The sequence below is a fragment of the Arcobacter suis CECT 7833 genome, from assembly GCF_003544815.1.
Classification (GTDB): Bacteria; Campylobacterota; Campylobacteria; order Campylobacterales; family Arcobacteraceae; genus Aliarcobacter; species Aliarcobacter suis.
Genome location: NZ_CP032100.1, coordinates 2,347,500 through 2,362,356, shown reverse-complemented (window position 1 = coordinate 2,362,356; position 14,857 = coordinate 2,347,500). Strand labels below are relative to the sequence as shown.

The following is a 14,857-nucleotide window of genomic DNA, read 5'->3' as shown; positions in this document are numbered from 1 at the left end:
CTATAAAAACAAAGGCTTTTAAATTGAAAAATATTATATATTTATCTTTACTTTTACTGTTAGTAGGTTGTTCTTCATCAAAAAATAATTCTGTAGATGAAATACAAATTTTAAAAAATAATAAAAAGAATTTTACCTATGATTCTTGTACAAATTTCTCTTATATCTCGCAAAATGATGAAGAAAAATATGGAAAGTTATTTTATGAGTATATAAATTTAGACTCAAATTGTTCTTGGAATGGAATGTCAAGGGGATTTTTTGATGATTTATTCAAGTCAACTTTAAAACTTAAAAATATGAAAGCTTTAGAAAGAATTGATTATGGAAATTATGAATTTAGTACATATATAATAGATGATAAATATTATATGAATTTAATCTATAATTACACTGTAACTGAAGATTTTTTTATCATTGATTATGAAGGAAAACTTTTTGATGAAATGATTAGAAAGTATGATAAAAATTATATAAATAAATTTTTAAAAGAACCTAGATTTAATTCAAATTATTCGAATAGTTTAGTAAGAATGAATATTTTAAATGGGTATTTTTCAAAAAGAAGTGAGTCAGATTTTGCGAATTAATTTAGCCATTGTTATATATTGTATAATTATAATTTTATCAGTAATGTATGCAACACAACCTTTACAACCTTTATTAGCAAAAGAGTTTAATGTATCTATTATTAAAGCATCACAATTTACAGCAGTAATTATGCTTTTTTTAGCAATATCTCCAATTTTCTATGGATTCTTTTTAGAAAAAGTATGTGCAAAAAAAATGCTTTCAGTTGCTTCTTTTATTTTATTAATAACAAATATTTTTTTAGGATTATCAACTTCTTATGAGATGTTTATGTTTTTTAGAGTTTGTGAAGCTTTGGTTATTCCTGCAATTTTAACAGCTTTAATGAGTATATTAGCAAATATCGATAAAGAAAATGTAAAGTTTAATATGTCAATTTATGTGGCATCTACTGTTTTTGGTGGACTTGTAGGACGAATTTTTTCAGGTTTTATTGCTACTAATTTTTCATATCAATTAGTTTTTTATTCACTTTCTGCTGCTTTATTTGTTTCTATTTTATTAATACAAAAGTTAGATTATGAGGGTGATACTCAAGTTGTAAAACCGAAATTAAAAGATGTTTTATATATATTAAAAGATAAAAGATTTTTATTGGTTTATTTTATTATGTTTTGTATGTTTTTTGTTTTTTCAGGAGTTTTAAATGTCTTACCTTTTAGAGTAAAAGAGATTTCAAATTCTTTTTCAGAGTTTCAAATTTCACTTTTATATTTAGGTTATGGTATGGGAATAATAGTCTCTTTAGGTTCAAAAAAAATTATAACTTTTTTTAGAAATGAGATAAATACAATTCTTGTTGCAATTTGTTTTTTCCTTTTTATTACTATTTTTTTAGGAAATCAAAATATAATTTATCTATTTGTACTACTGTTTTTATTTTGTATTGGTATGTTTACTGTTCATACAGTAAGTACAGGACTTGCTAATTCTATGAAAGGTTCTCAAAAATCATTAACTTCAGGAATGTATTTAACTTTTTATTATTTAGGTGGAGCAACAGGTTCTTTTGTTCCTTCAGTTATTTATGAACATTTTGGTTGGGATATTATGCTTTATTGTTTAGTTTTTATTTTATGCGTGGTTGTAATACTTACATTTAAAAATAGGAGATTGTTTGTTTAAAAACTCAAGAGGATTAAAGTCCTCTAAGAGTAATTCCTAGAAATATTGCAATTAATCCTAAAATTATATTTATAGGTATAAAATAAGTTGCAATTGGAAGTAAGTTATTTTTTGCACTTGCAAAATCTCCACTATCAAAAGCTTTTTGTGCTTTATTTCTTTTTATATATATTGTTATAAAAATTAGAGTCATAAGAGTCCATATAACCTCTTTTACAATAACAACACTATAAAGTTCTGTTCCTTTAAATCCTAAAGCTATTATCATGATAATAGCAGTGATTAGAAGTGTTAAAATAGCAGGAATTACCATAGAAAAAAATCTTTTTAATAATTCTAGGGTTCTTGCTAATTTTATTTTAGGTTCTTCTATATTTTGTATAGAGTAATGAACCGCAAATCTAATTGCAATCATTCCTCCTACCCAAATTACAGCAGAAATTACATGTAAGAAAACTATTATTGAAGAATAATTTTTAAAAAAATCAATCAATATTATTTCCTATAAGTTTTCTTTTGCATAAGTCAAAGCTGCAATTTTTGCATCTTCAACTTTTGTTATATCTTTTCCACCAGCTTGTGCGAAGTCAGGTCTTCCCCCTCCACCTCCACCAACGATTGGAGCAATATTTTTAATCCATTCACCAGCTTTGATATTTGTATTTTTACTTCCTGCAACAATTAAAACTTTGTCATCTTTTGCTTGTAAAAGTAAAATTGCAAGTTTTTCATTTGCATTTTTCATATCATCAACAATTTTTTTCAAATCCCCATTTTCAACAACAGCAACTACAACTTTTGTATTACCAATAACTTCTTCACTAATTGGAGCTGATGTTTGATTTTGAGCAGTTTCCACTTCTCTTTTTAAATCTTTAATTTGTTCTTTTAATTTTTTAATTCCAGCAATTACATCATTGTTTTTGATTTCAGCTTTGATTTCATTTATAGAGTTAATAATTTCTTTTGTATATGCAATTGCAGCAGTTCCACAAACTGCTTCTATTCTTCGTACTCCTGCACTTACTCCAGATTCTTTAACTATATAAAAACTTCCGATATCTGCTGTATTTTTTACATGAGTTCCACCACAAAATTCTACTGAAACATCACTAAAGCTTACAACTCTTACCATATCACCATATTTTTCACCAAACATAGCAATAGCACCTTTGTTTTTAGCTTGGTCAATTGGTAATTCTTCCACATTTCCAGCGATTCCTCTTGAAATCATTGTATTTACTAAATCTTCAACTTCATCAATTTGAGCAGTAGTCATAGCTTTTGGATAAGTAAAGTCAAATCTCAATCTTGAACTATCATTTAAAGAACCAGCCTGAGAAACACTATCTCCTAAAACCATTTTTAATGCACTTTGTAAAAGGTGAGTTGCACTATGATGTTTGGCTATTTCATATCTATTTACTACAACTGCATCAACAGTTTCATTTTGATTTAAACTTGAATTTGCAACTTTAACTTTTGAAAGATTTAATCCATGGAATTTTTGAGTATCTTCAATAATTGCAATATGTTTATTATCTTCTAATGCTCCAATATCTCCACTTTGTCCACCGCTAGTTGCATAAAATGGAGTGAAATCTAGCATAACCCAACCAATAGAATTTTTTTCTAATGTTGAAACTTCTTTGAAGTTTTCATCTAAAAGAGCGAGAATTTTTGATTTGTAACTTACATTATCATATCCAACAAATTTATTTATTCCATATTTTTCAATTAATTGTTTAAAATCACCATCATTTGAAGCGTCACCACTTCCTTTCCATGCAGCTTTTGCCATAGCTTTTTGTGCATTCATTAATTCATCAAATTTGGCTAAATCAACTTTTAAATTTCCATCTCTTAACATATCTTCTGTTAAATCTAAAGGGAAACCATAAGTATCATATAGTTTAAATGCAATTTCACCAGAGAAAATATCTTTTGTATTTGCTAACTCTTCATTAAATAAAGACATCCCTAAATCAATAGTTTTAAAGAATCTATCTTCTTCAAGTGTCAATTGTTCTTTTACAAAGTTTTTATTTTCAACAAGTTCTGTGTAGTGTCCACCCATAATATTAATAAGTGTATCAAGAAGTTGTGCCATAAATGGTTTTCTAAATCCAATTAAATAACCATGTCTTACCGCTCGTCTTAAAATTCTTCTTAAAACATAAGGACGACCTTCATTCCCAAATAAAATACCTTGAGATAACATAAATGCAGTAGCTCTTAAATGATCAGCAATAACTCTATATGAACCAATATTTTCAGATGTTGATTTTTTACCTGCTAACTCTTCAATTTTTTCAATAATTGGTTTAAAGTTTGAAGAATCAAAATTATTTAAAACACCTTCTTTTATAGCAATAACTCTTTCAAGTCCCATTCCTGTATCTATAGATGGTTTTGGAAGTGGATTTAGTTTTCCATCAGCTGTTCTTTCATATTGCATAAATACTAAGTTCCAAATTTCTAAGAATCTATCTCCATCTCCACCCATTTTGTCTTCAGGAGTATTGAAGTGTTCTTGCCCTTGATCATAAAAAATCTCACTACACGGACCACAAGCACCTGTGTCTCCCATAGCCCAGAAATTATCTTTATCTCCAAATCTTACAATTCTTGTTGAATCTATATATTTTGTCCAAATATTAAATGCTTCATCATCATTTTCATGAACAGTTACCCATAATTTTTCAATAGGAAGTGCTAAATTAACTGTAATAAATTCCCAAGCATGAGCAATAGCATCCTCTTTGAAATAATCTCCAAAAGAGAAATTACCTAACATTTCAAAAAGAGTATGGTGACGTGCTGTATAACCAACATTTTCTAAGTCATTGTGTTTTCCCCCAGCTCTTACACATAATTGGCAAGAAGTTGCACGAGGGTTTTCAGGTCTTGGAACAGCACCTGTAAAAATATCTTTAAATTGAACCATTCCAGCATTTGTAAACATTAATGTAGGATCATCTGGAACTAGTGGCATAGATGATATTACATCATGACCTTTACTTTTAAAAAACTCTAAATATTCTTTTCTGATATCCATAAAATTATCCATTTTAAATTAAATTATCTTATTTTAACTAAAAAATTATTTAGCCTTGATTAGTGAAAACCTAAATAATGTAAAACTAAATTTAAGTTTTCACAAGTTATAATGATTAAGTTTAGTTTATAATAAAAAAATAATTAGCTAAAAATGAAATTAAAATTTAATAAGAAGGAAACGAAATGGGAAAATATATTGAATTAACTCCTGCAAATTTTGAAGAAGTTACAAAAGATGGTGTGTCAATGGTAGACTTTTGGGCTCCTTGGTGTGGACCTTGTAGAATGATTGCTCCAGTTATTGAAGAATTAGCAAGTGATTTTGAAGGTAAAGCAAACATTTGTAAAGTAAATACAGATGAAGAACAAGATTTAGCAGTAAAATATGGAATTAGATCAATTCCAACAATTTTATTCATGAAAAATGGTGAAGTTGTTGATACTATGGTAGGTGCTTCTTCTAAACAAGCATTTACTGATAAAATCAATTCATTATTATAATACATACTATAAATATTTTAAAAAAGGGAGAAGTGAAAACTTCTCCCTTTTTTTATTTATAAAATTTCATAAAAATTTAAGATAGATATAAATTATTAATGGATAAAATTTATCCTTATTATTGTATTGTGTTTAACCTATAACTTACAAATATTTTTGTATTATTAAGGCTTTAAAAAATACTATAGAATATTTAATTTAAAATAAGGAATTAATATGTTAGATTTAGCGATTATTGGTGGAGGACCTGCAGGGTTAACAGCTGGTTTATACGCAACAAGAGGTGGATTAAAAAATGTAATTATGTTTGAAATGGGAATGCCAGGAGGACAAATTACAAGTTCATCAGAAATCGAAAATTATCCAGGTCAAGTAGAAGTTGTTTCAGGTATGGATTTGATGGCAAATTGGCCAGAACAATGTCAAAGATTTGGATTAAAACATGAAATGGCTCAAATTGATAGAGTTACAAAATCTGGTGATATTTTTACACTAACAACAAATGATAAAAAAGAATTTCAAGCAAAAACAGTTTTAATTGCAACGGGATCTGTTCCTAAACGTGCTGGATTTAAAGGTGAAAATGAATTTTTTGGAAAAGGTGTTTCTACTTGTGCTACTTGTGATGGATTTTTTTACAGAGGTAAAGAAGTTACGGTAATTGGTGGTGGAGATTCTGCTATCGAAGAAGCTGTATATTTATCAAAAATGTGTTCAAAAGTTTATTTAGTTCATAGACGAGATACATACAGAGCAGCTCCAAGTACAATTGAACATATGAAACATGCAGCAAACATTGAAGAAGTTACAAATGTAATGGTTGAAGAAGTTTATGGTGATATGAGTGGAGTTCAAGGAATTAAAGTTAAACATAGAGAAACTGGTGAAATAAGAGATTTACCAACTCCTGGTGTTTTTGTTTTTGTTGGACGAGATGTTTTAAATGCTCCTTTAAAACAAGAAGATGGAAGTTTTTTATGTGATTTAAATGAAGCCGGTGAAGTTATAGTTGATTTAAGAATGAGAACGTCTGTAAAAGGTCTTTATGCAGCTGGTGATATTAGAATTGATGCTCCAAAACAAGTAGTTTGTGCTGCTGGTGATGGTGCAACAGCAGCTGTTAATATCATTGAATATTTAGGATAAGGGGAAATTTTTTAAAATGATTAAAATAGGTATTTTAGGTAGTACAGGAAGAGTTGGGTCATTATTAATTGATGATTTAGCAAATGATAGTGAAGCAAGAGCATCAGTAGTACATGTAAATGGTAAATTAGTAAAAAATTTAGCTGCTGATACAATTGTGACAAATGATATGAAAGTATTATTTGATTCTTCAGATGTAATTATTGATTTTAGTGCACCTGCTGCAACAGAATTACTTTTAACAGAAGTTGTTGAAAATGGGGGAAGAAAACCTCTTATTATTGCAACTACTGGATTTAATAAGCATCAGCAAAATTTATTGCTAGAAGCTAGTAAAATTGTACCTATTTTATATGCAACTAATATGAGTTTAGGAGTTGCCGTTTTAAATAAACTTGTAGCACTTGCATCTAAAACTTTAAGAGATTTTGATATTGAAATTGTTGAGCAACATCATAGGCATAAAGTTGATTCTCCATCAGGAACGGCATTAACTTTAGCAGAACATGCAGCAAGTGCAAGAGATTTAGATTTAGATGATGTAAGAATTTCAGGACGAGATGGTCAAATTGGTGCAAGAACTAAAGATGAGATTGCAGTAATGGCTTTAAGAGGTGGTGATATTGTGGGAAGACACACTGTTGGTTTATATAACGATGGTGAATTTTTAGAATTAAATCACACGGCAACTGCTAGAAATACTTTTTCAAAGGGTGCAATTAAAGTTGCAAAATGGATAATTGGAAAAGAAGCAAAACTATACTCAATCAATGACGCTTTAGGTCTATAAGGAAAATTAAATATGTGCGCAATAGTTGGAATTTATGGTAATGATAATGCTGCAAGATTAGCCTCAGTTGCTTTGTTTGCAATGCAACACAGAGGTCAAGAAGCTACAGGTATATCATCATCTTGTGATGGAAAAATCTATACAAAAAAAGATAGAGGTTTAGTTTCAGAGGTATTTACAGATGAAGCATTGAAGTATTTAAAAGGAAATATGGCAATAGGTCATAATAGATATTCAACAGCTGGTGGAGATTCTATTTTAGATGCTCAACCTGTTTATGCTAAATATAAACTTGGAGAAATTTCAATTGTTCACAATGGAAATTTAATTAATAAAGATGAAGTTAGACAAGATTTAATTGATAGAGGTGCGATTTTCCAAACAGGAATGGATACTGAAAATTTAATTCATCTAATTGCAAAAAATACAAAAGATAGATTAAGAGATAGAATTAAAGAAGCATTAACAAGAACTATTGGTGCATATTGTTTTATTGTACAATCAAGATCAAAACAGTTTGTTATTAGAGATAGATATGGAATTAGACCATTATCTTTAGGTAAATTAAAAAGTGGTGGATATATAGTTGCAAGTGAAACTTGTGCATTTGATTTAGTTGATGCTGAATTTATACGAGATGTAAGACCTGGTGAAATGTTGATTTTTAGTGAAAATCAAGAACCAGAGTCAATTCAATTATTTGAACCAGAATATAGACCATGTGCATTTGAATATGTTTATTTTGCAAGACCTGATTCAGTTATCGATGGAAAAAATGTTTATAGAACTAGAGAAAATATGGGTAAAGCATTAGCTCTAAATGATAAAAATAAAAATATTAAAGTTGATATGGTTATTCCTGTTCCCGATTCAGGAGTTCCAGCAGCACTTGGTTATGCAGCAGAAAGTGGAATACCTTTTGAGTATGGAATAATTAGAAATCACTATATTGGAAGAACATTTATAGAACCTACTCAAGAGATGAGAGATTTAAAAGTAAAAATGAAGTTAAGTCCCATGAGATCTTTAATAGAAGGAAAATCATTATTAGTAATTGATGATTCAATCGTTAGAGGAACTACTTCAAAAAGAATTGTTAAAATTTTAAAAGAAGCTGGTGCTAGAGAAGTTCACTTTAGAGTTGCAAGTCCTGAAATTAAATATCCTTGTTATTATGGTATTGACACTCCTCATAAAGAAGAGTTAATTTCAAATAATATGAATAAAGAAGAAGTTTGTAAATATATAGAAGCTGATAGTTTAGAATATTTATCTGTTGAAGATTTAGTTGATGCTATTGGAAATGATAGAAATTATGCCCTAGAGAGTTTTAATGGGGATTATTTCGTAAAAGAGTAGAATGAGTGAATTAAAAAATGTATTAACTATCGGAAGATATTTAAAAGAAAAATTTGGCGAAAAAGTTTATAAAGTTCCAATTTCTATATCTGGATTTACATGTCCAAATATTGATGGAACTGTAGCAAAAGGAGGGTGTTCATTTTGTGAAAATGACTCCTTTTCTCCAAATCTGCAAGAGAAAAAAACTAAGTTTAAGTTAAATCCTAAAATCAATGAAAATCCTTATTTAGATAATCAATTAAAACAATTAGAGATGCAATTTTTAGCTACAAAAAAAAGACTTGAGAATAAATTTGGTACTAAAAAATTTATAGTTTATTTTCAATCATTTACAAATACTTATGCTCCAATTTCAACTTTGAAAGCTTTATATGAAAAAGCATTGAGTTTTGATAATGTAATTGGGCTTAGTATTGGAACTAGAACAGATTGTGTTACTGATGAGATTTTAGATTATTTAGTTGATTTATCAAAAACAAAAGAGATTTGGGTTGAGTATGGAATTCAATCTTTTTATGATGAAACTTTAATTAGGGTAAATCGTGGAGATAGTGTTTCGAATATGAAACATTGGATAAAAAGAACTAAAGAAAAAGGATTAAATGTTTGTGGACATTTAATTTATGGACTTCCTGGCGAAAATCAAGAAATGATGTTGGAAACATTTAAACAAACTATTGCATTAAAAGTTGATTCAATAAAATTTCATCCATTATATGTGGTTAAAAATACACTTTTAACTAATGAGTATAAAAAAGGTAAATTTACTCCTATAAGTGAAGAACTTTATATTGACACTGTTGTTAAATCTATTATAAATTTACCTTCAAATATTTCAGTTCAAAGAATAACTGCAGGAATTGATGATAGCACGTTATTATCGCCTTTATGGTGTAAAGATAAACATACTCAAATGAAAAATATTAGATTGGCTTTGGAAAAAGAGGGATTTAATTACTAAAATAATACTAGGATTTTCCTAGTATTATTTGATTTTTAAAAGATAATCAACTACATTTTCTATGAATGCATCATGTTTTCTATCTTTTCTATATGCAATATATAGTTTTCTTATCATTTTTTGATTACCAATTTTTGATTCATATAATGCACCCGCTTTTAATAATGACTCAATTGCATTTCTTGAAACAATCGAAACAGTTGGCATTGTATTTTTATCAGAATGTAAAACAGTTTGAACAATTGTAGTCGCGCTTGTAACTTCACTTGTAACATTAAATGTATCACAATCAGGGTAGTTTGCTTTTTCTAAACACTCTTTAAAAAGTAATCTTGTATTTGATTCAGGATTTCTACATACCCATTTATACGATAATAAATCCTCAGCTTTCGCTTTTGTTGGAAGTTTCTGATTAGAAAAAATTACTATTTCATCTTCCATCCATTCCCTATAAACTATATCATCATTTGGAACATAGTTTTCAACTAATGCAATATCAATTTTTTTATCTAATAAATCTTCAATAGCCTCATGAGAAACTGATACATTAATTGAAACATCATTGTGAATATTCTCTTTTAAATTGTTTAAAAATCTTGGTAATATATAATTTCCAATTATAAATGATGCTCCAAAAACAAATGTAACATTTTTGTTCATAATTTTTAATAACTCTTTTTCAGCATTTGCAACACATTTTTCAATTTTTAAAGCTATTGCATGAAGCATTTGACCTTCTTTGGTAAGTCTAATACCATTTTTTTTCCGGTCAACTACTTGAACATCTAAATAATCTTCAATAAATTTCATTTGTTGTGTAACAGCAGGCTGCGAAATACCAAGTTTTGCTGAAGCTTTTGAAAAAGACTTTTCTCTAACAACTGTAAGAAAAGTTTCTAATTTTGCAAAATCAGTAAGCATCATAACCTCCATAAAATAAATTATAATTATAATAACATTTATTTATATATAAAATAATTAAGAGCAATAATGAATTTATATAATATATGATATAATGATATATTATTGGAGAAAAAATGTCTGAAAATTTATTATCATCACTAAATGAATCGCAGAAAATTGCTGCACAACACATAGATGGCCCCATGCTTATACTTGCTGGTGCAGGCTCTGGTAAAACAAAAACTATAACTACTAGGCTCGCATATTTAATATCAATAGGTATTGATCCAAGATCAATATTAACACTTACTTTCACAAATAAAGCAGCTAGTGAAATGAGAGAAAGAGCTTTCAATATGCTTGATTCTTCGATGATAAACACTCCACCACTATTGTGTACTTTTCATAAATTTGGACTTTTATTTCTAAAATTCCATATGAGTGAACTAAATAGAAAAAACAATTTTATAATAATAGATACTGATGATAAAAAAAGAATTATAAAATCAATTGATAAAGAGATTACTACATCTTTATTGGTTTCAGAGATTTCAAGATATAAAAATTCATTATTAACTCCAAGTGAAGCGAAAAGTGCAGCTCAATTAAAACTTTATCAACAAATTGCAGAAATATATGAGAAATATGAAGCTTATTTAGAAAAAAATAATCTTGTAGATTTTGATGATTTATTATTGCTTCCTTATAAAATATTAAAAAACAATCAAAAACTAGCAGATGAAATTAGTCAAAAATATCAATATATAATGGTTGATGAGTACCAAGATACAAATGAACTTCAATATAGACTTTTAAGATTATTATGTTCAAGCCATAATAATATTTGTGTTGTTGGTGATGATGACCAATCTATTTATGGATGGCGTGGTGCAACAATTAAAAATATTTTGAATTTTTCTGAACATTTTGAAAATACTTTGGTTGTTAAACTTGAAGAAAATTATAGATCTACAGATACCATTTTAAATCATGCAAATCAATTAATAGAACATAACCGAGATAGACTTGGTAAGAAATTAATAGGAACTAGACAAAAGGGCGATTCAATAAGAATTTATGAATCTCAAGATGAAAATGAAGAAACAAGAAAAATAATTGAAGATATAAAACAATTAATTGATAGTGGAACAAATGCAAAAAATATAGCAATATTATTTAGAGTAAATGCCTTATCAAGATCACTTGAAGAGGGATTTAATAAAGCTGGACTAAATTATAAATTAGTTGGTGGAATGAAATTCTACGAAAGAAGTGAAATAAAAGATTTAATTGCGTATTTTAGAATTTTGACAAACTCAAATGATAACTTTTCTATTAAAAGAATTATTAATAAACCAAAGCGTGGAATTGGTAAAACAACAATCGATAAATTAGAAGCTAAATCTATTGAAAGTGGAAGATCAATTTTTGATTTGATTCAACAATTAGAGTCTGATGAAATAAGTTCAATTGTAGGTAAAAAAAATGCAAGAACACTAAAAGTTTTTGAAGCTTCAATTTTAGATTTAAAAGAGTTATTAAATGAATCAAAAATGAAATTTTTTGATAGTTTTGAAGAGACTTTTGATTATAGAGCTTCATATGACAATCTTCCTGATGGATATGAGCGACAAGCAAATATTGACGAATTTTATGGATATATTAGAGATTATTTTATTCAAAATCCTCACTTAGATTTAAAAGATTTTTTAAATGAGATTGCACTTGAAAGTGAAAATGATGATTATCATGGAGAAGCTGTTTCTATGATGAGTATTCATGCTTCAAAAGGTTTAGAATTTAAAAAACTTTTTATTATAGGTCTTGAAGAAGGTTTTTTCCCAATTATTGGTGATGGAAGTGATTTAGAAGAGGAAAGAAGATTGGGTTATGTAGCAATTACAAGAGCTATGGATAATTTAACTTTATCTTTTGTTCATTCTCGATTTTATAAGGGAAAAAGAGCAACTCTTATTAAAAGTAGGTTTTTAAGTGAATGTGGTTTGATAAAAGGAAGTTTAACTATTGAAAAACAATCAGGCTTTAAAAAAGGTGATTTAGTTGAGCATAAAATCTTTGGAATGGGAAGAGTAGTGAAATCTACAAATGCCGGAAAAGATTATAAATTAACAATAAATTTTGGCGGAACACATAGAGATATATTATCTTCATTTGTTCAAAAAGCATAATTGGAATATTAACTTGCAAAAAAGATTTTATGATAAAGAATCGATTAATAAATTGATAGTTGTAAATAAACCTTTGTTTATTAGTTCAAATTTTTATTTAACAAAAATAAAAAAGAAATACAAAAATAAAAAAGCCGGTTTCAGTGGAACGCTTGATCCTTTCGCGAAAGGATGTTTAATTGTTGCTTTTGGTCAATATTCAAGATTGTTTAAATATTTGAAAAAAACTCCAAAAACATATAAAGCAGTTGTTTGGTTAGGTGCGATATCAGAATCTTTTGATATTGAAAAAGTAATAAGTGTAAATTTAGTTGATAAAATTAATATTGAAGATATAAAATTCCAATTAAATGCGTTAGTTGGTGAATTAGAATATGTTCCTCCAAAATTTTCAGCAAAAAAAATAGATGGAGTTCGAGCTTATGAATTAGCAAGACAAGGGCATGATGTTGAACTAGATAAATGTAAAATGAATATATATGATACAAAGATTATATCATATAGACATCCTTTTATTACAATCGAAACAACAGTTAGTGAAGGTTCTTATATTCGTTCTTTTGCGCAAATATTATTAGAAAAATTAGGAACAATAGGAACATTGTCTTATTTAGAAAGAATTAATGAAGGAGCATTTTTTTATGAAAATGAAAAAGATTTGGATCCATTAGATTATATAGATTTACCAATAAATAACTATTTTGGAACAATAGAATGGCTAAATACTGGTAAAAAAATTTCAATAGATTATTTAGAAAATAAAAAAAATGGAAAATATTTAATTATTACTGATAAATTTTTTAGTATTATTGAAATAGAAGAGGGTGATGTCAAATACTTACTGAATAAGGTTCTTAAAGTATGAATGAAATAAGTGAAAAATCTTATGCCAAAGTAAATATTTTTTTAAAGATTTCAAATAAAAGAGAAGAGTATCATGAACTTGTATCAAGATTTGTTCGTGTACATAGTTTGTTTGATACCATCTCTTTTGTTAAATCTAGCAGGAAAGCATTTAGTATTATAGGAAATTTTTCTTGCAAAATGGAAACAAACACTGTATATAAAGCATACAAATTATTAGAAAAATATGATGGTGTTGACGAATTCTTTAAAAATCATAGTGTAAAAATAGAAAAAAATATTCCAGAGTTTGCAGGACTTGGTGGTGGAAGTTCAAATGCTGCAACATTTTTGATAATGACAAATAAAATTTGTAAATTAAATCTATCAAAAGATCAATTATGTAATATTGCAGTTAAAATAGGCGCTGATGTGCCTTTTTTTGTTTATGAATATGATAGTGCAAATGTTACAGGTATTGGAGAAATTGTTGAAAAATTTGATGAAGAGATACTAAATATAGATACAATAACTCCTAATATAAAGTGTAACACAGGTGAAATCTTTAAAGTTTTTAGAGAAAATTTTTATAAACAAATCTCAAAAAAAGAAGCAGATAAATTATTGAAAATGAAATCAATAGAAATTTTAGATAGTTTAAATATAAAAGAAGCAAATGATTTATATGAACCAGCAACTAGTGTTTATCCTAAATTAGAAGAATATGGGCAAATAGGTTGGTATTTTAGTGGAAGTGGAAGTTCATTTTTTAAGGTAAACAATGTCAAATAAAAAAGATACAAAAAAGAATTTAGTTTTTAAAAATAGAAAAGCATTCCATGATTTTACAATTTTAGAAACTTTAGAAGCAGGAATTATGCTTGAAGGTAGTGAAGTAAAAGCAATTAGAGATGGAAGAATAAATCTAAAAGACTCGTTTGTAAGAATAATAAAAGGAGAAGTTTTTATTTTAAATATGCATATTTCTCATTTAAGTACAACACATACAACTTACAGACCAGATGAAAAAAAAGATAGAAAACTTCTTTTACATTCAAAACAAATTGCAAAGTTATATTCAAAAGTTACAAAAGATGGAATAACATTAATAGCTACAAAATTATATTTTAATGATAAAAACATGATAAAGGTTGAAGTCGCAACTGCTCAGGGTAAAAAACTCCATGACAAACGAGAAGATTTAAAAGCAAAAACAATGCAAAGAGAAACTCAACAAATACTAAAAGGCATAAAATAAGATATTTTCTATCTTATTTTATAAGTTAAAATTATAATAAAAATAATGTTTTATTTGTTAATTATTCGTTAATTTTTTTGTTGACTTTAAGTTTTTGTTAGCTATGATTATTGCAATGAGTGACATTT

14 protein-coding genes are annotated in these 14,857 nt (G+C 27.4%); 11 read left to right on the top strand and 3 right to left on the bottom strand.

The window, feature by feature from the left end; genetic code table 11:
- Positions 1-23 precede the first annotated feature (23 nt).
- The gene (locus ASUIS_RS12135) at positions 24-590 is read left to right on the top strand and encodes a hypothetical protein (RefSeq protein ID WP_118887345.1); all 567 of its coding nucleotides are present in this window, start codon (positions 24-26) and stop codon (positions 588-590) included.
- On the top strand, positions 547-1,716 hold the full coding sequence (locus tag ASUIS_RS12130) for an MFS transporter (RefSeq protein WP_118887344.1): 1,170 nt from the start codon (positions 547-549) through the stop codon (positions 1,714-1,716). Before ASUIS_RS12135 ends, ASUIS_RS12130 begins: the two co-directional genes overlap by 44 nt.
- A gap of 13 nt (positions 1,717-1,729) precedes the next feature.
- On the opposite strand, the gene ASUIS_RS12125 is transcribed toward ASUIS_RS12130, so the two are convergent.
- Together ASUIS_RS12125 and alaS are read right to left on the bottom strand one after the other, a co-directional pair.
- Complete coding sequence (locus ASUIS_RS12125) at positions 1,730-2,209, bottom strand: hypothetical protein (protein WP_118887343.1); 480 nt, start codon at positions 2,207-2,209, stop codon at positions 1,730-1,732.
- Between the two features lie 9 nt (positions 2,210-2,218).
- Positions 2,219-4,774: an alanine--tRNA ligase gene (gene alaS, locus ASUIS_RS12120; RefSeq protein WP_118887342.1), complete on the bottom strand. Its 2,556-nt coding sequence runs from the start codon at positions 4,772-4,774 to the stop codon at positions 2,219-2,221.
- Between the two features lie 185 nt (positions 4,775-4,959).
- On the opposite strand from alaS, the gene trxA reads away from it, so the two are divergent.
- The 5 genes from trxA to ASUIS_RS12095 all read left to right on the top strand — a co-directional run bounded on the left by trxA (position 4,960) and on the right by ASUIS_RS12095 (position 9,536).
- Positions 4,960-5,277, top strand: coding sequence for a thioredoxin (trxA, locus tag ASUIS_RS12115; RefSeq protein ID WP_118887341.1), 318 nt, complete (start codon positions 4,960-4,962; stop codon positions 5,275-5,277).
- Between the two features lie 216 nt (positions 5,278-5,493).
- Positions 5,494-6,423 (top strand): thioredoxin-disulfide reductase, encoded by a 930-nt coding sequence (gene trxB, locus ASUIS_RS12110; protein WP_118887340.1) that lies wholly within the window; start codon positions 5,494-5,496, stop codon positions 6,421-6,423.
- A 16-nt stretch (positions 6,424-6,439) separates the two neighbouring features.
- Positions 6,440-7,213 carry a 4-hydroxy-tetrahydrodipicolinate reductase gene (dapB, locus tag ASUIS_RS12105; protein ID WP_118887339.1) on the top strand — a complete coding sequence of 258 codons (774 nt, stop codon included), beginning with the start codon at positions 6,440-6,442 and terminating at the stop codon, positions 7,211-7,213.
- 12 nt (positions 7,214-7,225) lie between these two features.
- Positions 7,226-8,572 carry an amidophosphoribosyltransferase gene (gene purF, locus ASUIS_RS12100; protein ID WP_118887338.1) on the top strand — a complete coding sequence of 449 codons (1,347 nt, stop codon included), beginning with the start codon at positions 7,226-7,228 and terminating at the stop codon, positions 8,570-8,572.
- Position 8,573: 1 nt separating this feature from the next.
- Positions 8,574-9,536, top strand: a complete 963-nt coding sequence (locus tag ASUIS_RS12095; RefSeq protein ID WP_118887337.1) for a TIGR01212 family radical SAM protein — start codon at positions 8,574-8,576, stop codon at positions 9,534-9,536.
- A 24-nt stretch (positions 9,537-9,560) separates the two neighbouring features.
- Here the strand turns inward: ASUIS_RS12095 and ASUIS_RS12090 are convergent, their stop codons facing one another.
- A complete protein-coding gene (locus tag ASUIS_RS12090; protein WP_118887336.1) occupies positions 9,561-10,457 on the bottom strand; it encodes a LysR family transcriptional regulator in 897 nt (298 codons plus the stop codon).
- 116 nt (positions 10,458-10,573) lie between these two features.
- Between ASUIS_RS12090 and ASUIS_RS12085 the strand changes: the two genes are divergently transcribed.
- The 4 genes from ASUIS_RS12085 to smpB are packed head-to-tail and all read left to right on the top strand — an operon-like array spanning position 10,574 to position 14,729.
- Entirely contained in the window at positions 10,574-12,628 is a 2,055-nt protein-coding gene (locus tag ASUIS_RS12085; protein ID WP_118887335.1) for an ATP-dependent helicase, read from the top strand.
- Between the two features lie 13 nt (positions 12,629-12,641).
- Positions 12,642-13,493, top strand: a complete 852-nt coding sequence (gene truB, locus ASUIS_RS12080; protein WP_118887334.1) for a tRNA pseudouridine(55) synthase TruB — start codon at positions 12,642-12,644, stop codon at positions 13,491-13,493.
- Positions 13,490-14,263 (top strand): 4-(cytidine 5'-diphospho)-2-C-methyl-D-erythritol kinase, encoded by a 774-nt coding sequence (locus ASUIS_RS12075; RefSeq protein ID WP_118887333.1) that lies wholly within the window; start codon positions 13,490-13,492, stop codon positions 14,261-14,263. The genes truB and ASUIS_RS12075 overlap by 4 nt, the downstream gene beginning before the upstream one ends.
- Entirely contained in the window at positions 14,253-14,729 is a 477-nt protein-coding gene (gene smpB / locus ASUIS_RS12070; RefSeq protein ID WP_118887332.1) for an SsrA-binding protein SmpB, read from the top strand. Before ASUIS_RS12075 ends, smpB begins: the two co-directional genes overlap by 11 nt.
- The last annotated feature ends 128 nt before the right edge of the window (positions 14,730-14,857 follow it).